At 41.1% G+C, this 23568-nt stretch carries 25 protein-coding genes; 14 read left to right on the forward strand and 11 right to left on the reverse strand.

The genetic code is table 11. The annotated features are described in order from the left end of the window. Positions 1 to 14: 14 nt before the first annotated feature. Both V1500_RS05310 and V1500_RS05315 read left to right on the forward strand, forming a co-directional pair. Positions 15 to 3035 (forward strand): AAA family ATPase, encoded by a 3021-nt coding sequence (locus V1500_RS05310; RefSeq protein ID WP_409304543.1) that lies wholly within the window; start codon positions 15 to 17, stop codon positions 3033 to 3035. 142 nt (positions 3036 to 3177) lie between these two features. Next, entirely contained in the window at positions 3178 to 3588 is a 411-nt protein-coding gene (locus V1500_RS05315; protein ID WP_409304544.1) for a hypothetical protein, read from the forward strand. A 253-nt stretch (positions 3589 to 3841) separates the two neighbouring features. Here the strand turns inward: V1500_RS05315 and V1500_RS05320 are convergent, their stop codons facing one another. Beyond that, positions 3842 to 4483: a phosphatase PAP2 family protein gene (locus tag V1500_RS05320; protein WP_409304545.1), complete on the reverse strand. Its 642-nt coding sequence runs from the start codon at positions 4481 to 4483 to the stop codon at positions 3842 to 3844. Positions 4484 to 5029: 546 nt separating this feature from the next. Between V1500_RS05320 and yhaM the strand changes: the two genes are divergently transcribed. Together yhaM and V1500_RS05330 are read left to right on the forward strand one after the other, a co-directional pair. Then, positions 5030 to 5968 (forward strand): 3'-5' exoribonuclease YhaM, encoded by a 939-nt coding sequence (yhaM, locus tag V1500_RS05325; RefSeq protein WP_409304546.1) that lies wholly within the window; start codon positions 5030 to 5032, stop codon positions 5966 to 5968. 110 nt (positions 5969 to 6078) lie between these two features. Next, complete coding sequence (locus V1500_RS05330; RefSeq protein ID WP_409304547.1) at positions 6079 to 6261, forward strand: sporulation YhaL family protein; 183 nt, start codon at positions 6079 to 6081, stop codon at positions 6259 to 6261. Positions 6262 to 6327: 66 nt separating this feature from the next. On the opposite strand, the gene V1500_RS05335 is transcribed toward V1500_RS05330, so the two are convergent. Beyond that, entirely contained in the window at positions 6328 to 7194 is an 867-nt protein-coding gene (locus V1500_RS05335) for a peptidylprolyl isomerase (RefSeq protein WP_409304548.1), read from the reverse strand. A gap of 226 nt (positions 7195 to 7420) precedes the next feature. On the opposite strand from V1500_RS05335, the gene V1500_RS05340 reads away from it, so the two are divergent. Both V1500_RS05340 and V1500_RS05345 read left to right on the forward strand, forming a co-directional pair. Further along, on the forward strand, positions 7421 to 7507 hold the full coding sequence (locus tag V1500_RS05340) for a YjcZ family sporulation protein (protein WP_409305922.1): 87 nt from the start codon (positions 7421 to 7423) through the stop codon (positions 7505 to 7507). A 133-nt stretch (positions 7508 to 7640) separates the two neighbouring features. Next, entirely contained in the window at positions 7641 to 7733 is a 93-nt protein-coding gene (locus V1500_RS05345; RefSeq protein WP_409304549.1) for a YjcZ family sporulation protein, read from the forward strand. 93 nt (positions 7734 to 7826) lie between these two features. On the opposite strand, the gene V1500_RS05350 is transcribed toward V1500_RS05345, so the two are convergent. The 3 genes from V1500_RS05350 to V1500_RS05360 all read right to left on the reverse strand — a co-directional run bounded on the left by V1500_RS05350 (position 7827) and on the right by V1500_RS05360 (position 9844). Then, complete coding sequence (locus tag V1500_RS05350) at positions 7827 to 8006, reverse strand: hypothetical protein (protein WP_409305923.1); 180 nt, start codon at positions 8004 to 8006, stop codon at positions 7827 to 7829. Between the two features lie 406 nt (positions 8007 to 8412). Then, entirely contained in the window at positions 8413 to 8991 is a 579-nt protein-coding gene (locus tag V1500_RS05355) for an HTH-type transcriptional regulator Hpr (RefSeq protein ID WP_409304550.1), read from the reverse strand. Between the two features lie 460 nt (positions 8992 to 9451). Further along, a complete protein-coding gene (locus V1500_RS05360; protein ID WP_409304551.1) occupies positions 9452 to 9844 on the reverse strand; it encodes a YtxH domain-containing protein in 393 nt (130 codons plus the stop codon). A gap of 260 nt (positions 9845 to 10104) precedes the next feature. Here V1500_RS05360 and V1500_RS05365 point away from each other — a divergent pair, with 260 nt between their 5' ends. Next, positions 10105 to 10296 (forward strand): hypothetical protein, encoded by a 192-nt coding sequence (locus V1500_RS05365; RefSeq protein ID WP_409304552.1) that lies wholly within the window; start codon positions 10105 to 10107, stop codon positions 10294 to 10296. Positions 10297 to 10341: 45 nt separating this feature from the next. Here V1500_RS05365 and V1500_RS05370 read toward each other — a convergent pair whose 3' ends face one another. From V1500_RS05370 to V1500_RS05380, 3 genes are all read right to left on the reverse strand, one after another. Beyond that, positions 10342 to 10866, reverse strand: coding sequence for a tryptophan transporter (locus tag V1500_RS05370; RefSeq protein WP_409304553.1), 525 nt, complete (start codon positions 10864 to 10866; stop codon positions 10342 to 10344). A gap of 164 nt (positions 10867 to 11030) precedes the next feature. Beyond that, complete coding sequence (gene serC / locus V1500_RS05375) at positions 11031 to 12110, reverse strand: 3-phosphoserine/phosphohydroxythreonine transaminase (RefSeq protein WP_409304554.1); 1080 nt, start codon at positions 12108 to 12110, stop codon at positions 11031 to 11033. Between the two features lie 205 nt (positions 12111 to 12315). Further along, positions 12316 to 12741, reverse strand: a complete 426-nt coding sequence (locus V1500_RS05380; RefSeq protein ID WP_409304555.1) for an HIT family protein — start codon at positions 12739 to 12741, stop codon at positions 12316 to 12318. Positions 12742 to 13341: 600 nt separating this feature from the next. On the opposite strand from V1500_RS05380, the gene V1500_RS05385 reads away from it, so the two are divergent. From V1500_RS05385 to V1500_RS05395, 3 genes are all read left to right on the forward strand, one after another. Further along, the gene (locus V1500_RS05385; RefSeq protein WP_409304556.1) at positions 13342 to 14085 is read left to right on the forward strand and encodes an ABC transporter ATP-binding protein; all 744 of its coding nucleotides are present in this window, start codon (positions 13342 to 13344) and stop codon (positions 14083 to 14085) included. After that, on the forward strand, positions 14078 to 15286 hold the full coding sequence (locus tag V1500_RS05390; protein WP_409304557.1) for an ABC transporter permease: 1209 nt from the start codon (positions 14078 to 14080) through the stop codon (positions 15284 to 15286). The genes V1500_RS05385 and V1500_RS05390 overlap by 8 nt, the downstream gene beginning before the upstream one ends. Positions 15287 to 15667: 381 nt before the next feature. Next, positions 15668 to 16387, forward strand: coding sequence for an EcsC family protein (locus tag V1500_RS05395; protein WP_409304558.1), 720 nt, complete (start codon positions 15668 to 15670; stop codon positions 16385 to 16387). 165 nt (positions 16388 to 16552) lie between these two features. On the opposite strand, the gene V1500_RS05400 is transcribed toward V1500_RS05395, so the two are convergent. Then, positions 16553 to 17761: an amidohydrolase gene (locus tag V1500_RS05400; protein WP_409304559.1), complete on the reverse strand. Its 1209-nt coding sequence runs from the start codon at positions 17759 to 17761 to the stop codon at positions 16553 to 16555. Positions 17762 to 17894: 133 nt separating this feature from the next. Between V1500_RS05400 and V1500_RS05405 the strand changes: the two genes are divergently transcribed. Further along, positions 17895 to 18563: a phosphatase PAP2 family protein gene (locus V1500_RS05405; protein WP_409304560.1), complete on the forward strand. Its 669-nt coding sequence runs from the start codon at positions 17895 to 17897 to the stop codon at positions 18561 to 18563. 54 nt (positions 18564 to 18617) lie between these two features. On the opposite strand, the gene V1500_RS05410 is transcribed toward V1500_RS05405, so the two are convergent. After that, positions 18618 to 20012 carry a hypothetical protein gene (locus tag V1500_RS05410; RefSeq protein WP_409304561.1) on the reverse strand — a complete coding sequence of 465 codons (1395 nt, stop codon included), beginning with the start codon at positions 20010 to 20012 and terminating at the stop codon, positions 18618 to 18620. Between the two features lie 310 nt (positions 20013 to 20322). Here V1500_RS05410 and liaF point away from each other — a divergent pair, with 310 nt between their 5' ends. The 3 genes from liaF to V1500_RS05425 all read left to right on the forward strand — a co-directional run bounded on the left by liaF (position 20323) and on the right by V1500_RS05425 (position 22808). After that, a complete protein-coding gene (gene liaF / locus V1500_RS05415) occupies positions 20323 to 21114 on the forward strand; it encodes a cell wall-active antibiotics response protein LiaF (RefSeq protein WP_409304562.1) in 792 nt (263 codons plus the stop codon). 109 nt (positions 21115 to 21223) lie between these two features. Next, on the forward strand, positions 21224 to 22162 hold the full coding sequence (locus tag V1500_RS05420) for a sensor histidine kinase (RefSeq protein WP_409304563.1): 939 nt from the start codon (positions 21224 to 21226) through the stop codon (positions 22160 to 22162). A 1-nt stretch (position 22163) separates the two neighbouring features. After that, the gene (locus V1500_RS05425; RefSeq protein WP_409304564.1) at positions 22164 to 22808 is read left to right on the forward strand and encodes a response regulator; all 645 of its coding nucleotides are present in this window, start codon (positions 22164 to 22166) and stop codon (positions 22806 to 22808) included. Positions 22809 to 22842: 34 nt separating this feature from the next. Here V1500_RS05425 and V1500_RS05430 read toward each other — a convergent pair whose 3' ends face one another. Then, complete coding sequence (locus V1500_RS05430) at positions 22843 to 23352, reverse strand: antibiotic biosynthesis monooxygenase family protein (protein WP_409304565.1); 510 nt, start codon at positions 23350 to 23352, stop codon at positions 22843 to 22845. Positions 23353 to 23568 lie beyond the last annotated feature (216 nt).

Raw genomic sequence — 23568 nt, forward strand, 5'->3', positions numbered from 1 at the left:
AAGGAGGGGTGTCCATGAAATTAATGGAACTCCATATATATGGATACGGGAAGCTTGAGAACCTGTCCATTACAGATATGGATAAGCTTCAGGTTTTCTTCGGAGAAAATGAAACTGGTAAAACGACCATCATGTCATTCATTCACAGTATTCTATTTGGCTTTCCGACAAAGGTACAAAATGAGCGGCGTTTCGAGCCGAAAATGAATTCCAAATATGGAGGCAGGATTATCCTTCAGTCGGAAACTCATGGAACAGTGTCAATCGAGCGTGTAAAGGGCAAGGCTGCAGGTGATGTTACGGTTTCTTATGATAATGGCAGGATAGCGGACGAAAGCGAATTGCGGAAGATATTGCGAGGGATGGATAAAAACTATTACCAGTCTGTCTTTTCATTTGACTTAGACGGCCTCCAGAATCTTCATACCTTAAATGAGGATTCTATCGGCAGGTTTCTTCTTTCAACGGGATTAATGGGAAGCGATGGTCTATTGGCAGCCGAAGCAAAGCTGCAAAAGGAAATGGAAGCCAGATTTAAGCCATCCGGCCAAAAGCCGCAAATAAACGTCATGCTAAAGGAGATAAAGGAGATACAGGCAAAACTGAAAAAGGCGGACGATCTTCAGGGTTCCTACAATACCATGATCAAGCAAAGGCAAGAAAATGAACGAGAACTAAATGTAATTAGAATGTCCATCGAGAAAAATTCCGAAGAATTGATCAAGATGGAACAGCTAATCCGCTTAAAGCCTCTTCTGGAAGAAAAGAATCTCCTGCAAAGAAAGCTGGAGAGCCTGGGAGATTTTTCTTTTCCGCAGGACGGCCTGCAGAGACTGGAGCAATTCCTGCAATTAAAGATTCCAATCGAGGCAAGAATAACCTCTTTGCAGACAAAAATTGCTGAAAATGAAGAGAAGCTCCAACGCCTTTCATATAGCAAATACCTTGTGGAAAACCGGGAGAAAATCGAGGCGATTGCGGATGAAGGCTCTGTTTTAGGGAAACTGGATAAAGATTGGATGAAGGTAACGCATCAACTCCAAATAACGGAGCGCGAAATAGGACAATACATGCAGGAGCTGTCGACTTCGAAGACGCGTGAGGAAATTATTCAGCTAGATACAAGCGCTTTTACTAAAGAGACAGTAAAAGAACTGGAGCGGGAAAAACATAGGCTTAAAAATGACCGGATACAGCTTGATGCTAAATATAAGCGCGTTAAGAGTAATCTGGAATTAGCTGAAGCGCGAATGGCAGAAATAGAGGCGAGGCTTTTGCCGCCAGTGAAACGCAGCCAGCTGGAGCAAATGTCACGTATACATGAATCTGAAACGGAAAATGCAGTTCGCTCTGCCATGCTCGAGGACCAAATACAGGGTTTGAGGAAGAAACTGAAATCGACAGCCTCCAAGGAGAAAGCAAGAAATAACAGGGTTCTGGTTTTTTCAATTTGTGGAGCCGTACTATTTGGATTGCTGGCGATGTATTCCTGGTTTCAGGGAGATAAGCTTCTGGCGTTGTCCGGGTTTGTTATGGCGTGTATCACAGGAATTATGCCGTCGTTTTTCAAGAGGGAAAGTTTAGAGGAAGACATTAGAAGAGAGCTGGCGGCAGCGGAAGCAGAAAAAGCGAGGATTGCCCAAAATCTCAAACAAACTATTGGAAGAACAGAAACAGAATCCAGCCTGCAGCTGCTCGCTGCGGACGACGAAAATCAAAGGCTGATCTTGGCGGAAAGGTATAAGAAAGAGGAGCGCCAAACTGCTTTTGAAACAGTAATACAGGAATTTGAGAACTGGGAAAAGGAATGGAAAACGGTAACTCAGCAGCTGGCCAGTTTCCTGAAAAGCTGGGGGCTGAATTCAGACGCGGTCAAAATACCTGCCGAAACAGCATTTGAATTGCTGGAGAAATTAAAAACCACCATCAGGGAAGCAGAAGAGTTAAAATATGAAGCTTCCCGCATTGAAAATGAAATGGAAGAGCAAACCGCCCGGATTTTTGAAGTAGCCGAGAAGTTGGATGCGTATGTGAAAAACTGGCAGGAAGGCGTCCATTTAATAAAAAAATCACTTCAGGAAAATGAACGGCAGCTTACCAAGCAAAGACAATTTAGTCAGGAAAGGTCTGCGCTTAAGGAAGAGCTTACCGATAAAGAAAGGGAACTCAAGCACATCGAAGCTGAAATATCCGGGTTGTTCGACCTGGCTTCTGTATCAGACCTGGCTTCTGTATCAATGGAAGAGGAATTTCGGAATCTTGCCGCACTGGCTGACGAAAGGGAGCAGGCCGAAAAACGGCAAGAGTTGATCATGCTTCAGCTTAAAGACCAAGAAGACTGGGCGGCAGCCGATACAAAGCTTCTTCAAAAAGCAAACAGCTTTACCCTGGAAGAATTACAAAAAGAAAGAAAGCGGCTTTTTGCATCACATGATTCAAACCTTGAAGCACTGTCCGCCGTTAAGCATGAACTTGAGCAGCTGGAACAGGGTGGGACGTACGACCTGCTGTTGCATCTATATCATGAAAAGAAGGCTGAAATAAACGAGGAGGCCAAGTCATGGGCTAAATATTCTATCGCCAAAAGGCTTTTAGAAAAAACGGTAGATAAATATAAGCATGAGAGGCTTCCGCTTATCATGATGCATGCTGAACGATATTTAGAGTTTCTCACAGACGGAGAATACAAGAAAATATTGATGGAGTCCGAAGGTGACGGAGTATATATCCAAAGAAAAGACGGGTTTACTTTCGAAGCTTCTGAAGTCAGCAGGGGAACAGCCGAACAGGTATATGTATCGTTAAGATTCGCACTGGCGGTGCATACATATGAGGATGATCCGTTTCCGATTATCATTGATGACAGCTTCGTTAACTTTGACAGCAGGCGTACTGCTAATATGATTTCCCTGTTAAAGCAGATTTCCGAAACAAGGCAGGTTATATTCTTCACTTGCCATGCCCATCTGCTTCCTCATTTAAATCAATCTGGCGTTTTTGTATTATCTAAAACCACAAACAGCATTCAAGGGTGACTTGAATGCTGTTTTTTCATTATTTATATTCCATGGAATATTTTCCCTATATACAAAACTGTATGGATTGCATATTATTAGGTAATATTTTTAAAAAAATAATCGTAGTATAATTATAAACTTTAAAAAAGAGAGTGTTTGCATGGATTTATATTCTTTCATTACCCATCATGATCCGACTTTAAACCTTCATATTGAAAAAGAATTTCCTGGAAACCGTTGTGTGGGCGGCAAATATTCTCCATCCTCACATTCCATTACACTTTATCAAAGAGATATTGAAATCCAATGCGACAGAATGTTCCATTCCCTTGAACATCTGGAGGAATACACATGGATCGTCTTCGCTCACGAATTGGGCCATGCGATGGACAGTGAATTGGAGCTGTTAAGCGATGTTTATGATTCTACCTTGAATACAGAAATTTTGTACAGGATAGAAGAGAATGCCTGGGATATCGCAGAACAATTAATTCCTTTTATTGATAAAAAAATATTTGATAAGGTAAGGCGGGCTTCCCTTGAACCTTACAGACCGATACTGGTCGTCTGATCAAGGGAATATTTATTTGGCCTGACCGGAGTCTGCGTTCTTTCTCATATTAAGGCTGCTATGATATGAAAAAGTCGGTTTTAAGGAATTGCTTATAAATAAGGAATTACGACTGGGAAACTGTTCCGGTCTTTTTCTGTTTACAGAAACAGTTAAGCCTAATCCAGTGTGCCACATTCATCTTCATTAATGTAAAAGGATCATAAGATATCTGGAAGAAATATACTATTACTGTATAGAACGGCCCGAGGATTCATTTGTTTTTCCTCTCTTGATAACGTTGAAAAATCCATATCGACAAGGTCAGCCAAAAGCAGCTGATAAAATAACCAGCAATTATATCACTTGGATAATGTACGCCCAGGTAAATCCTGCTGATTCCGATGGCCAGAATCATAAAAGCAGCAAAAATGATTAACATAACGCGGCCGGTCCTTTTGGCAATATGCCGCCAAAATAAAAAGGTCAAAGAGCTATACAATGCAAAAGCCATGGTAGCATGCCCGCTTGGAAAACTATAATTGGTTGCTTCGGCTAATCGGTGCAAATCCGGGCGTGCCCTATGAAAAAGTAATTTTAATGAAACGAACAGCAGGTTTGAACCAATGATCACAGCAATAAATAAAATAAGCTCTGAACGATGTTTTAAAACAGTGTAAAGGAAAATTATCGTCAGAAGGGACAGAACGATTACTGGAATGGTTCCTCCAATATATGACAAGGATTTCATAATCGTTGTCAGAAATGGTTCTTCAAAACCTTGTATATAAGATATGATCCTGCTGTCAAAGTGAATAATTTGATTTCTTTCGACTAATAGAGCCATTACACCAAAACCAAGAAGGGAAAGCCATGACAAAACAAAAGCTTTGGTTAACTGCTTTTTTAAATTCATCCTGAAATAAACACCTCGAATCCAAAATACTTACTCCATATTTGCGGAGCACATCAGTGCTCACTCTTTCCTGTATATTTTGAAGTATTATAAAGAATATTGTATACCACCTGCTCCATCAAATTAAAAGAAAAGGTACCTCCTGTGAGGCATGTATAAAAAAGGGATCGATGACACAGCTGTCAGGAACTATACAAACGGCGAAGCCGGGACGCTAGATGCATTGTACCGGGCTTGCTTGAAATAGCAAATGTCAAATCAACCTTAAATCGGTTGAGGTTTTCGTCAGTTTGCCCTTCCTGGATAACTGCCGTATAATACAGCATCGTATATATACCCTCTTTACGATTTCTTTCAACCATTTCAATTTATGCATGTAACCAGCGTTCCGAATGTTAATTAAGTGTTTAGTGAAGTTTTATATGTTATTGTGCAGGAAACTATTTTCCTAAAATAGAAGAATTATGTTTTGAGATTTTTAAAAAGCGGGCTTTGATGAGTTATGATATAATTGTTTTTATTTAAGCGTAAATGGAGGTAGCCTTTATGCAAACTGGGATTATTCACTATGGAATTGGTGATTCAATAGATACATATATGTATATTAAGAGTAGTACAAAAGCGGTTGCCAGCAATGGCAAGCCGTTTTTAACCTTAATTCTCTCAGACAAAACAGGGGAAATAGAGGCTAAGCTTTGGGATGTATCAGAGGATGATGAGCGAAGCTACGTCGGAGAGAGAGCAGTTAAAATTCAGGGTGAAATTCAAAACTATCGAGGCAGAAGCCAATTAAAGATCCGCAATATTCGCCTTACGACTGAAATGGATTCCATCAGTATTTCAGATTTGATACAAACAGCTCCTTTAAGCCAGGATGTCATGCTGGATACAATCACACAATATATCTTTGAAATGAGGAATCCAAATATCCAGCGTATCACACGCCACTTGATGAAGAAATATCAGGAGGAGTTTCTTACGTTTCCTGCTGCGACGAAAAATCATCATGAATTTATGTCAGGCCTGGCGTACCACGTGGTTTCCATGCTTGACCTTGCCAAATCCATTTCGGGCCTTTATCCGAAACTAAATAAGGACCTGTTATATGCCGGTGTTATTCTTCATGATCTGGGAAAGGTAATGGAATTGTCTGGCCCAGTCTCTACAGTATACACGGTAGAAGGCAATCTGCTCGGGCATATTACAATCATGGTCAATGAAATCGGAAAAGCTGCTGATGAACTTGGCATTGAAGGAGAAGAAATTATGGTTCTGCAGCATCTTGTCCTGTCACACCATGGCAAGGCAGAATGGGGCAGCCCTAAAGCACCAATGGTAAGAGAAGCGGAAGTTCTTCATTATATTGATAATATTGATGCCAAAATTAATATGATGGACCGTGCCCTTGAAAAGGTAAAGCCGGGTGAATTTACGGAACGGGTATTTGCCCTGGACAATCGTTCATTCTATAAGCCAAAATTTTAATTATAAGGATATGCTTCTTCTCTGTATGGAGGGGAAGCATATTTTATTTATGGCAGGCATATATTCTAGTAAGTAAATGGGAATCCAATCCCGCTGGAGGGAGAGATAAAATGCCGCTATGGATATGGTTTGTTATTGCAGGGATAATAGTCAGCGCAATAATGACTGTAAGGACAGCGAAAATGGAAAGAAGGCAGGAAGATGAGTATTTAGAACAGGAAGGTCAGAAGTATCTGGATAGGATGAGGGAGGAGCAGGAAAAGAGGAAGTCAGAAATACATCATAGTGCTTGAGCACCGATTGCAGTAAAAAAAATCCTGGCCGAAAGCCAGGATTTTTACATGATCTTAAGGTTACCTTTATTGCTGTGCAGCAGCAGCCGGCTTTAAAGCATCTTTAAGATCTTTGTCTTTTATATCTACATCTGCATCTTTAATTTCCTTGTCCATTGCTTTTTGAACAGTAGCCTCATCAAGCTTTGCTACTTTTAAGTCATGCTCGATATCTTTTTTCATATCCTTCAGTGGCTTTAGTTCCTTCTTATCAAGAAGCTGAATGATATGCCAGCCATGTTCGGATTGCACTGGGGCACTGATTTCATTTTTCTTTAATTTATATGTTGCTTCCTCGAAAGGCTGAACCATTGTTCCAGCGCCAAACCAGCCTAAATCCCCACCCTTATCCTTTGAACCAGGGTCAGTTGAATATTTTTTGGCAAGGTCCTCAAATTTTTCTCCTTTATCCAGCTGGGCCTTTACTTCTTTTGCAGTCTTTTCATCTTTGACAAGAATGTGCCTTGCATGGACCTCAGGTTTCAGGGTTTTATAGTGATCCTCAATTTCTTTATCAGTTACTTTAATATCTTTAATGGCTGCCTTTTCTTGAAGCATGCCGACCTTCATTGAGCGCTTTAAGTCTGCTTCGCTCTTGTAGCCTGCAGACGCAAGTGCTGATTCGAAGTTTTCCCCCATTTGTGCTTTAAGCTCGTCCAGCTTTTTATTAACCTCTTTATCAGATACTTTATATTTATCAGAGAGTACTTTTTCGTACACAAGCTCCTGAAGCACCTGATTGCCATATCTGTCCTTTAAAGCGTTATACAATTGTTCCTGAGTGATATCCCCAGCTTTAGTATCGGCGACTTTTTCAGAACCGTCACCATTATTACATGCAGTAAGGCCGAGCAGGCTGGCTGTTACTGCTAAGGATAATGCCAATTTCTTCATTCTAACAACTCCTGTTATTATTTTCGCTATCCTAATCGAAGAGCAGGAAAGGAAAGCTATTCATACATTACTAAATCCACAAATCTTACTATAACATAAAATGGGTATTTTACAAAAATTAATTCTTTAAACGTCCAAACAGTTTTTTTAGAAAAATAGGAAAATGGCCTACCCAAAATCAGGGCGCATACATATGATGTATCGAGATAACAAAGGAGGTATTAAAATGGGTGTCGGGTACAATACCGGTTTTGCTCTGCTGGTAGTGCTGTTCATCTTACTGATTATCGTGGGGGCAGCATATTGCTGGTAAATAAAAGTATGGATGACATGAGGGGAAACCTGCTCACGTCCATGTTAACGAGAATATGATAATTAAAGCAGTACGGCAATGCCAAAAAAATACTCACTTAATAACATGATAAAACTGGGAAGGAGGAAAAAACATGTCTGATGGATACGGATACGGCGGAGGGTTTGCTCTTGTGGTAGTGCTTTTTATTCTTTTAATTATTATCGGCGCATCTTGGGTTTATTAAGACTGGCCGAGCTGAATAGTAAAAAAGAAAGTGAAGTGCCATCGGCGCTTCACTTTTGTGCTTTGCATATGCAAGCCTCATACCATTCCAATCTTATGTAAAGGATACCTCGATATATGAAGATAACAACAGAATGGTGATCAATATGTTTATGGTGCGAAATATTTTTGGCTGACGGTCTTCAGGAATCTCTTTTTGAAGACATAAAGAGTTTGTCAGATTATTAATGTTGTATAAAATAATGACCGCGAAGATGATAAACCACAAAGACAACAAGCCTGAATCCCTCCTTACGACAACTATCAATATTCTTAACGATATCAAATTCCACCCAAAAAAGATAGCCTCAAACACCAGAGATTCAGAGTTCCCTAAGTGCAGGCTGTGCATGATCATTTATGCCAGAACGACTGTGAAAAAAATTTTGCTTTCAGATGAAATGCCTGCGAAGAGGGTGGTCCGTAATCAAAGATCGACTCGCGGTGCAGACTTACCGCCAAATAGAATAGAGGAATCAAGGACAAAGTTGGCAAAGGACGCTGATTTGTGAGGAATTACACAAATGGATAAAATAGAAAAGCGGAAGGGTTTAATTATCGTCCGCTTTATTGATAGGTTGCTATTTTTATAATATGACTTCTTATAAAAATGTCCACTAACCACTTAAAAATCAAATCTCTTAAACGGTTTCAACTTGTTTCTCTATCTTTTTTTTTGTTATTTTTCCTTCTTCCACAACAAATTGACTATCAATATTTGAGAAGGAACGTTCAAAAATTTCCATAAAATCTTCACCGTAAATATTCCTGATTACGGCCATCATTTCTATCATTTCAGGAAATTTTCCATAGAGTTGGCGGATAGGGATAGCGCCTGAGAACACAGAAAATTTATCAGGTTCGTAGGTTTCCATTAAATTGAGAAGGATTTCTTCTCCCTGTGGGGTGATCTGGATGTACGTGTTTCTTTTATCATTTTCCTTTTTGGAAAACTTTAAAAGATTCCTTTCCTCGAGCTTTTTGGAAAAATTAAACGCAGTAGATACATGCATGACTCCAAACTTGGCTACGTCAGAAATGGAGGCTCCGTTTAAATGGTATGCAATCCATAGAATATGATGTTCATTGATGTTGAGGTCATACGGTTTTATCCATTGCTGCCAATCTTTCTCCACTGATTTCCATAGGGCTTTACTTAATTGAGCAACTCTCTGGCTGAAAAGCATCGCTTCTTTCATAGAATAATTTTTTTCCTGCATGAAACCGCTCACCTACTTTTAAGATTTCTCTCTTTTTATTATGACAATAAAATAAAAATTAATAAAGAAAAAATTTGCGAAATTTTTAGAAACTTTTCGCATTACTACCGAAATTTCGATAAAATTAGTGATTAACCCCTTATGTTAAGCAGATTTAAAAATTGTCCCAATAGGTAATTTATATAATGGCAGGAATCGTGAACTGGAATTTATTGAAATTGATTATTTGCTAAGAATAATTCTTTTAATATAAAAAAAATTAATGTTGATATTGCGCCGCAAAAGTGAAATCAATCAATGTTTGGCTAATATTAAAAAAGTATCCGCTTACAGTTTACTTAAAAAGAGCTCCGCACGATTGAGAAATTATGCGGATGTGCTATTTTGAAAGACAGAGCAGATACTTTAGAAAGCTGATTTCATATGAAACCAGCTTTTTTCCTAGAGAATTACTAGCCAGTTACTCCTGTTTTTCCTCCGTTTTCTTATTTAAGAGGGGGGAGCTGGCTGCGACCGCTTCAAGTTCACTGACACTCGATTCAATTTCCTGAATTCTATTTGTCAATTGTGTTATATTCGGCTGGGTTTCCTGTTTCCAATTCTCAATCATTACTTTTACGTCGGAGATAAAAGCCTGAATAGCTTCCTTTCCAATCTTGGAGGCGTAAACCGATTCTGTTTTGATAGCCATGATCTGTTCCTTTAATTCTTTGGCCAGCTCGGTTATTTCATCTTTATTCTCTCTCAATCTGTATCTTGTTTCCTTTCCGGCAGCGGGTGCGCTCAGAAGCGCTGCTGCTCCAGCAATGACGGAACCTGCCAAAAATCCAAAGAACAATGATTTTGCTTTCATTTGCTATCACCTCATGTTTCTTATTTATTATTATTATAGTTCCCTTTATTAAACTTAGGGAAACTGCCGGCGCTATTTTACCGAACACAAGGAGTATTTTTACTAAAATACCATATTTTTCTTGAATATGGAAGTATGTATTTATATATCAATATACCACAAAAGTTTTTCTGTATTCAATGAGGATAGAGACAGTCATACGGAATGACAAGGAGCATATACATCATATTATATACCTATTCCTGCTGGGAGGGAGCACTGTGGTAACCGTAATGTATGCCTTTTTTATACTAAGCTGCATCTGCATCGCAGGAATGTTTTATTTTATCAGCAAGCTTAACAGTCCGGGAATCTACCCGCCTAAAATCATTATAAAGAAAAATGCCAGAATGCTGGGTGCAGCAGCTGTGTTCCTATTTTTTCTCGGCTTCATTTTGAGGATATTTACGTAGAAAGAAAAAAACACCGGATGATGAAAATCCGGTGTCCTTGTGCGATCAAGCATTTGCTGTAATATTTGTTCTTCGGGCTATATTCTTTACGATTGGATAGATAATGATCATTGCAACTGTGTTTAACAAGACTGCCGGCAGAACAGCTGCAGTAAACAGAACCATGAATGGTGCTGGCAATGTGGCAATATATAGGGCAGCGGTCAAGAAAATTGTTCCAGAAACAATTGTTCCCGCAGCTGTAAGGATCCCTACAGCGACAATGGAATCTGCATATTTCTTTAACAACATAACCAACAGGTAGAATAAAAACGCTGTAATGAACTTATCAATTATGTTTGGAACCAGGCCTCCAGGAAAAGTGGAAGTAAGACCTGAAAGAATGCCAGTTGCAAGCCCGAGCAATAAAACATTCTTCTTTTGAGGGAACAGTAAAATTCCCAGGAACATCATAGTCAGCATCATATCAGGCTTCATGCCGGAAGCAAAAAATCCTGGCATGATCAGATGCAATGCAGCTCCTATTCCCACTAAAAGCGAAAGTGACACAAGAGTCTTTGTGTTATTCATATCTAATCTCTCCTATTCTCTTCTCTACTAGTCTGCTCCTCCAGCAATGCACTCATTGCTTACTGCGAAGAGTTTCAATCATTATACCATGCTATAAGGATATTTTGAAGGCATTTGTTTATATATTCTACCACTATTTTTCCATTATTCTGGCAATATAACAATTAATAAGAAGCCAGGAAGTCTTTCATAAAGCTGGCCAACTGTTCACAATGAGAAAGAGGCACAGCGTTGTAAATGGATGCCCTGCAACCTCCAACTGAACGATGTCCAGCCAGGCCTACAAATCCTTCTTCCTTCGCCCGTTTGAGAAATGCTTGTGTGGCTTGTTCATCAGGTAGTGTAAAGGTAACATTCATTTTGGACCGGCTTTCTTTCAAAGCGTGTCCTTTGTAAAATCCGTTGCTCATGTCAATGGCGTCATAAATGAGTTTTGCTTTATTGAAATTGGTCTCTTCTATGCTTTTGATCCCGCCCTGGTCTTTCGCCCATTCCAGAACAAGGGAAAGCAAATAAATCGCCAGGGTAGGTGGAGTGTTATATAAAGAGTTATTTTTTGCATGTGTGTAATAGGAAAGCATGGTTGGGAGCTGTTTGTTTTCTTGTATAAGATCCTTCCGGATAATGACGACTGTAACCCCAGAAGGCCCCAAGTTTTTTTGTGCACCCGCATAAATTAGTCCAAAATCGTTTACATTGATTTCCTTGCTTAGTATATCACTCGACATATCGGCGATTACCGGTACATCCTTGAGCTTGGGGAAATCGCTCCACTGAGTGCCGTATATGGTATTGTTGCTCGTAAGGTGGACATAAGCGGCATCATTCTCGTAGGTGATATCTTCGACAGAGGGGATAAAAGAATAATTAGATTCCCTGGATGAGGCAGCAATTCCGGAATCTCCGATTTTTTCTGCTTCCTTTAATGCCTTTTCTGACCATGTACCTGTCAGGGCATAATAACCACGTTTGCCTGTTGTTAGCAAGTTCATCGGAACCATTGAGAATTGAAGGCTGGCTCCGCCTTGTAAAAATAATACTTCATAATCATCAGAAACATTCAAAAGCTGTTTGAGCAAGGAAATCGCCCCATTATGAATTTCCTCATAAGGCTTGCTCCGGTGGCTTAATTCCATAACCGACATCCCAGTGTTGCTTATATTCAGCCAGTCCTCCTGTGCCTTCCGCAAAACAGGCTCTGGCAGGGCAGCTGGCCCGGCATTAAAATTTAATGCTCGTTTCATAATATGTTCCTCCTGTACATTAAAGTATTAAAGGCTCTTTTGATATAATTATAGTATCAAAGAAATCAAGAAAAGAGTCAAAGTTTTGTATATTTTGCAAAAAAATTTCTTGCAATAATTTCTCTATGGTTTACAAACAACTGACCGCTGGAGCCGCACTATATGAAACACAAAAACCGGAACTATCTCAGTTCCGGCTCAATAATCATTGGTTAATATGCTTGGAAATGGATGATGCTATTTGCTGCAGATCATCCGGTGTATATTCGCTTGTATGAGTTTTCCATACAGCCCCGAATCCATCTCCCTCGCCGTGGCGCGGAATCAGATGCATATGGTAATGGAACACAGATTGTCCAGCTGCTTCACCATTATTGTTCAGTATGTTTAGGCCGACCGGTTTGAATTCCTGCTTAATGGCTCGGGATATTTCTGGAACAGCTTCAAACAAATTTTTGGCGATTTCCGGGGTGAGCTCATAAATGTTTTCTTTATGTATTTTAGGAATTACCAATGTATGTCCTTTAGTCACCTGGCTTATATCGAGGAAAGCCAGTACATGGTCATTTTCAAAAACCTTGGAAGCTGGTATGCTGCCTTCTACAATTTTACAAAATATACAATCGCTCATTGGTCAACCTCCCTAATAAAGAATAATTTGGTTATTCTTTATCGTATCATACGAATGATAAAAGGGGAAACATGGAAACAAAACGGGATGTGGACCAATGGTCACATCCCGCTGGAAGAAGGAGGCCGGCTTCTTTTCATTTCCTGTTATCCAAGAAATGCGTTTTTGCATGAAATAGTCTCTTTGATCAACACCTCATTTGCTATGCAAAGTCTGGTTATTGTTCTACCCGAGAGCTAACATTCAAAGCAACCATCTCCTATATCTTTAAAGTTTCATCAACTTTTCAAGCATATCGACAGAGTTTGAATGCGGTTTTCAGCAGGTCGTGCAAGACGATCATCCCCTTGCTCGAAAACGTGTAAGGAAGCTTATTTGGCCATTCAGTTAATTATCTTTAACTGACACCCCATTTTACAATTTGATTTTTGTTAATCAAGCTGTATTGAAGAACTCCTTCTTCACTATTTAAGATGCACGGGGAAGGAAGTAATTATGATGGTTATTGTTGGCAGTTAACAACAGCGTTCACTATGTGTCGTTTCGATTTTTTGTTAAAATAAAAAGAGGAATCAATCAGATATAGAAAGGATTGTTAACATGTCCTTGTTGGAAGTAAAAGACCTTGTAGGAGGATATACTAAAACTCCGGTCTTAAAAGGCATCAGTTTTGAAATAAAGCCCAAAGAATTGGTAGGGCTGATTGGCTTGAATGGTGCAGGGAAAAGCACAACAATCAAGCACATCATTGGTTTGATGGAACCAAAAAGCGGAGGAACATACATCAACGGCAAGCTTTTTTCAGAATCTCCCGAGCAATATCGGAAACAGTTCACATACGTTCCTGAAACGCCTATTTTATATGACGAGTTAACATTGGAAGAGCATTTAAAGCTGACTGCTATGGCATATGGGCTGGATGAAAAGACATTGCAGGAAAGAATGGGAAAGCTGCTTAAAGAGTTTCGGATGGAAAAGCGGCTATCCTGGTTTCCGGCCCACTTTTCTAAAGGAATGAAGCAGAAAGTCATGATTATGTGTGCGTTTTTAGTTCAGCCGTCCCTGTACATTGTGGATGAACCATTCGTAGGTTTGGATCCGCTTGGAATTCAATCGCTTCTGGACCTTATGAAGAAAATGAAGGAAGACGGCGCGGGCATATTGATGTCAACCCACATCCTTGCAACCGCAGAACGTTATTGCGATTCATTCGTAATTTTACATAATGGTGAAATCCGGGCAAAAGGGAATCTGGAGCAGCTTCAGAACCAATTTTCAATGCCCGGCGCAACATTGGATGATTTGTATATCCAGCTTACAAAGGAAGAAGTTTCTCATGAGTAGCCATGAATTGTGGGTTAGCCGATTTCGGATTTTTAGCAAGGAAATCCAAAAGTACCTGAAATATATCTTTAATGGCCATTTCTTGTTTGTCATGATTTTTGCCCTTGGAGCGATGGCATATTACTATAGTGAATGGGTAAAAACGTTGGATAGCAGCTTTCCAGCAGAGATTATCTTGGCAGCCGTCTTGGGGCTGCTGATCACGAGCAGCCCAATTTATACATTTTTAAAAGATGCCGATATGGTGTTTCTGCTTCCGCTGGAGACAAAGCTGGGGAATTATTTCTCCAAGTCAATCGCGGTCAGCCTGGTCATTCAGGGCTATTTAATCTTAATGGTGTTTGCAGCCTTCATGCCAATGTATGCCCGGGTATCTGGAGCCAATTTTGTTAATTTCATTTTAATATTAATCGTGATGTTAGGAATGAAATACGTAAACCTTCATATCCATTGGAATGTTTTACGATACCAGGAAATATCATCCGTCAGGATAGACAGTTTTATCAGGTTCCTTATCAATGCCTTGGGACTTTACTTTTTGCTGTTAAGAACAATATGGGTCTTTCCTGTTTTAATATTATTGCTTTTGTTTGTCCTGCTGTTTTTTTATAAGCGTACGGTTGCAAGGAGAGGACTTAAATGGGAGCGTCTTATTGACTTGGAAGGCAAGCGTTTAATGGCCTTTTACCGCATTGCAAATCTGTTTACGGATGTACCGAAATTGAAGGATAAGGTAGCCAGGAGGAAGTGGCTGGATCCTTTATTGCTGTTCATTCCGTATTCTCAAAAATCATCCTATCAATTCCTATACGCAAGGACACTTCTGCGCGCAAATGATTTTGTCGGATTACTAATAAGGCTTACGATTATTGGTTCCTTCGCATTGGCGGCTTTTGATAATATCTGGGCAAAGATCATCATTACACTGTTATTTTTATATATGACAGGGCTTCAGCTTATCCCGGTTTGGAAAACGCATGAGATGAAAATCTGGGTTTCACTCTATCCCTTGTCGGCTGAGCTCAGAAAAAAGGCGGTCATCCAGCTTATTTGTCTGTTCCTGCTGGCAGAGATTGCAGTATTTTTCATTGTAGCGGTTCTAGCGGGAGGAGTAATTCAGGGAGCTGCTTCCGTGGCCGCCGGCATCATATTTATCTATCTATTCCAGACATACGCAAAGAACAAAATAGAAAAATTTTAGTAGAGAGGGCTGGCGAAGAACGGCCCTCAGACTGTAGACAAACGTGATGGAAATTTGGTGATTGCCTGCAGTCTTTTTTTATTTTGCTGTTAACCGGGGTCTGTTTATTTGCCCTTACAGGCTCTTCACTTTCCGATGAGCCACCTGTCCTGCTGCTTTTCGCCGGAGTTTTTGCGCTTTTTACTGCAATCAACAGCTTTCCTATGTTATGAGGCAGCGTTTCCATAGATAAAATGATCGTAGTGACGGAGAGGCTTTCGAGGGGCATAGCCATTCCGCTTTTGGAGCCTTCTGACTGAATTTGAAGTGAAAGCCAAGTTTATTAAACTCAACGATTCTGTTATCCGTAAATGATTTCTCAGAAATTAAGGGGGCTGCTGTATGAATTCTTATGAGCAATTTGCCCGCAATGAGCTGGATACCTGGAAAATGAAAATGACGAAGCGTTCTGGTGTTTTTAGCAGGACGTCAAAAAAAATTCAGGGCAAGGTAAATGGATATATTCCCGGAAAAATCCATGCAGTGATTACGGACAGCATGAGAAATTTGGTAAAAGCTGTTCTGGCTGGCTCTGAATTTACGACAAAAGAAAAGGATGTTTCCATGCTGTCGCTGGAGGAGAAGGAGAAGCTGGTAAGGGAAAAAATAGCTTCGTACAGAAAAACGGCTGCAATCGAGGGTGCCGGCACGGGAGCGGGAGGGGTCTTTCTTGGTCTTGCTGACTTTCCACTTTTGTTATCGATAAAGATGAAGTTTTTGTTTGAAGCCGTAAGTCTTTACGGCTTTGATGTCAAAAGTTACGATGAACGATTGTTTATCCTCCATATTTTTCAGTTGGCTTTTTCCAGCGATGAAAAGCGAGAGGACACGCTAATGATTCTGGAGAATTGGGAGGAGTATAAGGGAAAATTGGCCGATATGGACTGGCGGGTATTCCAACAAGTATATCGCGATTATATCGATCTTGTTAAAATGCTGCAGCTAGTACCAGGCATCGGGGCGGTTGTGGGGGCGTATGCAAACTATAATCTGGTTCAGCAGCTGGGGGAAACGGCAATTAACTGCTGCCGCATGAGATTATTAACGGAAGATCAATACTAGCTGGCTTCCGAATATTCCTTCGTGCACTGTCTATGTGAGGGTCATAAGCCGAAAAAGGAAATATGTGTAAAATAATTTATCAAACAATGCACCCCAATGGTTAGATGTTGTCTAACCATTGGGGTGCATTTCACAAAGGATTTTTTATTGTTTTTCGCAGCAAAGTTACTTCACTGATGTTGCTGCTTCTGGTTCAGCTGCGGTTGATTGATAGCCGATAGCGGCAGCTCCAAGTGTTTTCGCTGCAATCAGCATGGCTTTTTCATCGAAATCAAATTTTGGATGATGATGCGGATAAACAACTTCTACTCCATCTGCCAATGCTCCCGTGAAAAAGAAGGTTCCTTTTACCTTTTGCAAGTAATATGCGAAATCTTCTCCTCCCATTTCCGGGGCGATTTCTTCGATTCTATTCACCTCATCGACTGTTTGTGCCATTTGGATGACATGCCTGGTCTCTGCTTCATGTGTCACGACTGCCGGATATCCACGGTGATATACATATTCATACGTACAATCGGAAGCTTGTGTTATGCCGCCGGCAACTCTCTCTATTTCTTTTTCAATCAAGTCGCGGACATCTTCATTGAATGTCCGGACAGTACCAATAATTTTTGCTTTGTCTGCAATAACATTGAATGCATTGTCTGCAACAAAGGACCCTACTGTAACAACGGCCGATTCAATGGGGTCAACTCTTCTTGCTACAATTTGCTGAAGGGCGATGACGAGCTGAGCTGCAGCGACGATTGCATCCCTTGTCTTATGAGGCTGTGCTCCATGGCCGCCCTTCCCCTGAATCACAATTTCAAATCGGTCTGCTGCAGCCATGATCGGACCCACGCGATATTGGATTGTACCTGTAGGGGCTGTAGCCCATAAATGGGTTCCGAAAATGGCGTCTACTCCATCCAGGCAGCCATCCTCTATCATCGGCTTAGCTCCACCAGGTGCATACTCCTCTGCATGTTGATGTATAAAGACATATTCACCTTCAAGTTCATCCTTAAGAGTGTTAAGGGCCTTTGCTAAAAGAAGCAGGGTGGCTGTGTGTCCGTCATGGCCACAGGCGTGCATTACACCGTCCATTTTGGATTTATAGGGGACGTCCTTTTCGTCCTGTATTGGCAGCGCATCGAAATCAGCCCTGAGAGCTACGGTCTTGCCTGGCTTCTTTCCTGCAACTCTGGCAACAACGCCATTTCCTCCCACGCTGCTGCGAAATTCTATGCCAAGCTTCTGATAAAAATCTGCAATAAAGGCGGCTGTCTTCGTCTCCTGAAATGAAAGCTCTGGATATTGGTGCAGGTACCTTCTTATCGAAATCATTTCTTCATACGATTCTTCGAGCAGACCATGTAATTTTTTTAACAAGGATAGAGCCCCTTTCGATTAATTGAAAGAATTTTTTTACTATTATAACATAACCTGGTTACTAGAAAAATAGATTGATTGGGCAGTGATTGTTCTGGTACATTTGATTTGATCATGAATATGGAGGAAACAAATGGAAAAGAAGAAAATACTAATTAAATCTGGAAGTGCTCTCATACTGATCTCCGGAGTTACAGTATTCATGATGCTGCTAAATGGAGTGCAGACAGAAGAAGCAATGTGGCTTGACACAACTTTGCAACGCTTCTTTTACAAGGCTCACGGCACTTTTTTCGAAGAATTTTTTGCCATAATAACTGAATTGGGCTCAGCAAAGGTTATTGGAATAGGCAGCCTTTTATTGCTGCTATGGATATGGATTCGTCGGAAAGATTACGCAGGCATAGCTATCATCGTTCTTGGAATAGCTGGGGGAGACCAGCTTAACAATCTTCTCAAGGAATTTGTAGCCAGAGAGCGTCCAAATATTAATCCGGCCGTTGATGCAGAGGGATTCAGCTTTCCAAGCGGCCACGCCATGGTAGGCATTATTTTTTATGTACTGCTTGCGTTCTTTATTTCTAAATATGTAAAATCCATCACTGTAAAACGAAGTATATGGAGTCTGGCAATCTTTTTAGTGTTGCTGATTGGGATCAGCAGAATAGTGGTTCAGGCACATTACCCGTCCGATGTGGTCGGAGGATATGCAATCGGTTCTGTATGTATTATTATTTGCTTGTATATTTACTGGATGACACAACATCCGCTTTTAAAAGTGAATCGAAGAAATTCAAAATAAGCCGCCATCCATATGTGCGGCTTATCTATTTGGATGGAGCAAATAAAGGAGGAATTATATCAGGAACATGGCGACTATGGTTGTAACCGTAAGGCCAATTGCAACGGGAAGGAGATTTCTGCGTGCGAGTTCAAACGGATCTACATTGCAAATGGCCGCTGCAGGAATCAAGGCCCATGGAACCAGTGTGCCTCCTCCTACCCAGATGGCTGAGATTTGCCCTAGAGCAGTTAATGTAGCAGTACCGCTGCCGATTGATCCCGAAAATAAATGAGCGACGGAACCAGCCAATGAAATTCCGGAAAAACCAGACCCGTCAAGGCCGGTTATTGCCCCAATCGAAGTAAGTGTAACGGCTGCGACTTCTTTTGTAAGTGGAACAGTATGCGCCAGGGCGACACCGAGGTCGTTTACGATTCCCTGGGAGTCCTTTGGAAGGTACTCGCCAATTATTTTTATAAATGCTGCATCGCCTAAATAGAAGAAGGCTGCAATAGGTATTACCGGGCCAAACACCTTAAATCCGAACTGGAAACCTTCAATGAAGTAACCGGTGACCTTCTCCAATCCAGTATTTCCATGGGCAGCAAGACAAAGAATCAGCAGAATGAATACCGAAGTACCCCCAATCAATGCTGTCGCATCACCGCCTTGCAGCTTGAGAAAGTACATGGATGCAACAACCAATGCAAATGCAGCCGGAATTAATAAAGCAAAAATCTTTCTTTGGCCCTTCGTCAGTAAATCTGGTTCCTCCTTCAGATCCTCGGATCCTGGTTCTGCCACATGCGAACTTTGAAGGCGCCCCAGCCTTATATCCCTCCTAAGAAATAGAAAAGCTGCAACAGTGGTTACAATTCCCATTGTGATGACGAGAGGGATGCTGGCTACGATGACCTCATTAACGGGAAGTGCCGCAGCGTCGGCTGTTAACTTTGGAGCCGCCTGAATAACAAAGTCCCCGGAAAGAGCGATCCCGTGCCCAAAAAGATTCATCGCCATCGCTACTCCCAGCGACGGTAAACCAACCCTCACTGCTACCGGCAGCAACACAGCTCCCAATAAAGCGACCGCAGGCGATGGCCAGAAAAACCAGGATATAGCCATCATTAATATCCCAATGATCCAGTAAGCAAGAGCGGGTGTGCGGATCAATTTGGCAAACGGAGAAATCATTGCATCATTTATTCCCGTTTTCGTCAGCAGCCTGCTAAGGGCCACTATAATGGAAATGACCAAAATAGTCGGAAGCAGCTCCGTAATTGCATAAATAAAGCTATTGAATATGCCGCTGATCGATCCTGATAAACTGCCTGTTGCCGTAATAACTATCGTGAAAATCCCCGCAATACACACCAGGGACGTGTCTCGCCGCATAACCATAAATCCAATAATAAAAAGGATAAATACAATGTATATCCAATGCAGCGCGGTCAATTCAACTCCCATAAACCGGCCCCCCTCAAGTTCTGTTTAGGCAGATGCCTAACTACTACATGGTATGGGGAAGCAGGAATTTGGTGCGCGCACTAATGAAATATCATCATTCCCTGAAAGGAAAACTGCAGATCAGTCAGCATTCTATCACAATATGATAAAAGGTGTGATTTTTTAAAATTCAACCTCTGGACTGAGGCAGAACCCTCATGCACCAAGTATAAAGAGAATAGGACCTATTTTGATGATCGTGGTTTTTAAAAATAAAGGGATTATCGAAATGTCAGAGAATAAAAGATTATAAAAGGAATGGGGGACGCCCTTGAAAAAGCAATCTTTTGGCCAAGTAGCTGCAGCCTTAGTGCTTCTCACAGCGGGAGTGCTCCTGCTCCTTATGAATATAGGTATCATTTCTTGGGAAATAAAAGAGATTTTTGTCGCATTTTATCCGGCGGTCATTTTGCTGGTCGGGGTTTGGCTTCTTTACTCGGGGCTGCAGAATCCCTTTGGTATCAGGATGTTTGCTGGATTTTTACTTTTGATATACTCTGGTCTGCTGTATGGAGATCATTTTGGGTTTTTGACTTTTACAGCAAGCATGATATGGGGATTATGGCCGGTGTTTCTAATATTTATAGGCCTTCGGCTTCTTTTTAAAAGAAAAGGAATTAGGGTTATGATTAGGAAGGACATAGATCCACCCCGTGAAATCAAAGACCAATTTAAAAAAAATATGAAAAAAGAAATGGTAAAAGGGATCAGCATTGGTTCGATTGAATTTAAAAAAACCAACTGGGCGCTTGAACCGATGAGGATGTATAAGGCAATTGGTGACTATTACATTGATTTAAGCAAGGCATACATTCCAGAAGGGGAGACCCCTATAGCCATTAGCGGATGGATTGGCGATATAGCAATCATTGTTCCGGATGATCTGGCGATAAAGGTAGATGCCAGGGTAAACATTGGGGATATAAAGATGTTTTCACTTTCCTCATCACAAATCAATGGAAATAACATATTCTATGAGTCTCCGGAATATGATTCTGCCATTAAAAAGGTGAAAATAAACATATCATTAACCATAGGTGATATAAGGATAGATAAAGTGTAAGGACTGGGTGGAGAACATGAAGGGGATTAGGTCTTTTTTTCTACAAAGCTATTTAATTTTTGCCTCGCTGTGTTCATTGACTTTTTTCGTAATTTTGCAGTGTTATCTTTTGTTTTCTGAGAACCCGGCTTTCTCGATAAATACTGCGCTTTGGCTGTCCGGCTTTGTGTTTATCATGCTTACCGTTTCGGCAGCTTACTTTGCCATAAGAAATGCATATGTGCTAAAGGGCAGGCTTAATAATATAAGCACCTTTATTGGGACATTGAGAAACGGGAGATACGCCGGTAAATTATCATATGACAAGGATGATGAGATCAGCCGAATCATGTACGAAATCAATCTTCTTGCCGATCATATACAAAAGCAGGTCCACTCCATGCAGCGGCTTGCTGAAGAAAAAGCAAACCTCTCTCAGCAAGCACAGGCTGCGGCAGTCATGGAGGAGAGGCAGCGGATAGCACGGGATCTCCATGATGCAGTAAGCCAGCAATTATTCGCTTTAAACATGATGGCTGCAGGAGCTGTAAAGATGTTCGATTTGTCACCTGAAAAAGCCCGGCAGCAATTAACCGAAATAGCAGATATATCTGTCAGGGCCCAGGGAGAGATGAGAGCGCTGCTATTGCATCTTCGCCCTGTCCAGCTGCAGGAAGACTCATTATGCGATGGATTGATCAAGCTGTTGAAAGAACTGAAACAGAAAACAAGTCTGCAATTTGTGGCAAGTATCGATGAAGTGACAGGACTTCCTAAATCTGCCGAGGAGCATTTATTCCGCATTGTACAGGAGGCGATCTCCAACATCATACGCCATGCGGATGCACAGAGGGTAAAGGTCGAACTTACAGGAGAAAACGAATATATCCGGCTGTATATCAGCGATGATGGTAAAGGATTCGATCCGCTGAACGACAAGATGGTTTCTTATGGAATAAAAATGATGAAGGAACGCTGTGAAGAAATAGGCGGTATCTTTCAGTTAAGATCAAAGTTAAAAGAAGGTACGTACATAGATATTAAGGTACCGCTAAAAGGGGTGGGCTAATATGGCGATAAGACTGGCTGTTGTGGATGACCATGAACTGGTCAGGAAAGGAATCATATCATATTTGTCAACGGAGCCCGATATTGAGATTGTGGGTGAAGGATCATGCGGGAAAGATGCCGTGCGGATCGCTGCAAGCAAGAAACCGGATGTCATTTTAATGGATCTCTTAATGGAGAATGGGACTGGAATCGACGCAACAAAAGAGATTATGGCGGCAGGCCATAAAACCCGCATCATCATCCTTACAAGCTATTATGATGAAAAAGAGGTTTTTCCGGCTATTGAAGCAGGGGCATTCAGCTATATGCTAAAGACCTCGTCAGCAGCTGAAGTAGCTGCGGCGATACGCAAGGCTGCCGCTGGAGAGTCTGTTATTGAACCCAAGGTTACTGATGTTATGGTCAAGAGGCTTAGAAGCAAAGAAAAGAAGCCCCATGATACACTAACCGAGAGGGAAATGGACGTACTGTGCTGTATTGGTGAAGGTATGACAAATCTGGAAATATCGGAAGAACTGTTTATCGGTATAAAGACGGTAAAAACCCATGTCAGCAATATTTTAGGGAAGTTGGAAGTGGCAGATCGAACACAGGCAGCTGTGTATGCAAACCGGAATGGATTAGTGAAAAGTAATAGGAAATAAATCCAGCCCTCCCTGCAGCACAGGGGGGCTGGATTTATTCTTTTTCAGTAGTTAGATAGTAATGAGAAGTATATGAATCTCCGGAGAAGATCTTCTTTGTCATGTCGACTTTAGGCTCTGGCCCTTTTTGATGGGCCTGCTGAAAGGATTGGGAGGATTGCCAATTGGAAAAGGATGATTGTTTGTCCCATTGTGTAAAGACTACATACGTGTCAGAATTCAATGGCCGAAGCAAGCGAAAGGCAAGGAATCCAGGTTCTTTGTCAATGAGGCCGGCCCGATTCTTAAAACGATGCTCGAAGATTGGACGTCCTTCCTCGGTGACCGGGATGTTATTCATAACCACATATCCCTCCTCATTAATGTTTCCGGACGATTGAATGACCTCAAACTTTCGGGGGCTGCTGAAAACAGTCTTACGCTCTGTCTCATGCAGAAGCAATGCTTTTTCAGAGCTTTGCATCAAAAACATTTTTTCGCTCCCGTGTTTTTGTTTAATGATTTTTAAGAAATCATAGGTTCCGGTAGTCATATAAATGTTCATCCATACACCACTCCAGACAGGGAATTATTTTTTGGGAAGCTTACTTGATATAATAAGTATGCAGCTTTATTTAACGTGAATGCTTGTGTATTTTATTTTACCTTAAAGTTGAAGTTAAAACCAAAATCGGCGATTTTTTGACAATTGAGAGGGTTATCTATACATCTATAGTAGAAAAGGCTATAGTGATAAAAGATTACATACGTAAATTGGGTG

The organism is Peribacillus sedimenti, from assembly GCF_046237635.1.
Lineage (GTDB): Bacteria > Bacillota > Bacilli > Bacillales > DSM-1321 > Peribacillus > Peribacillus sedimenti.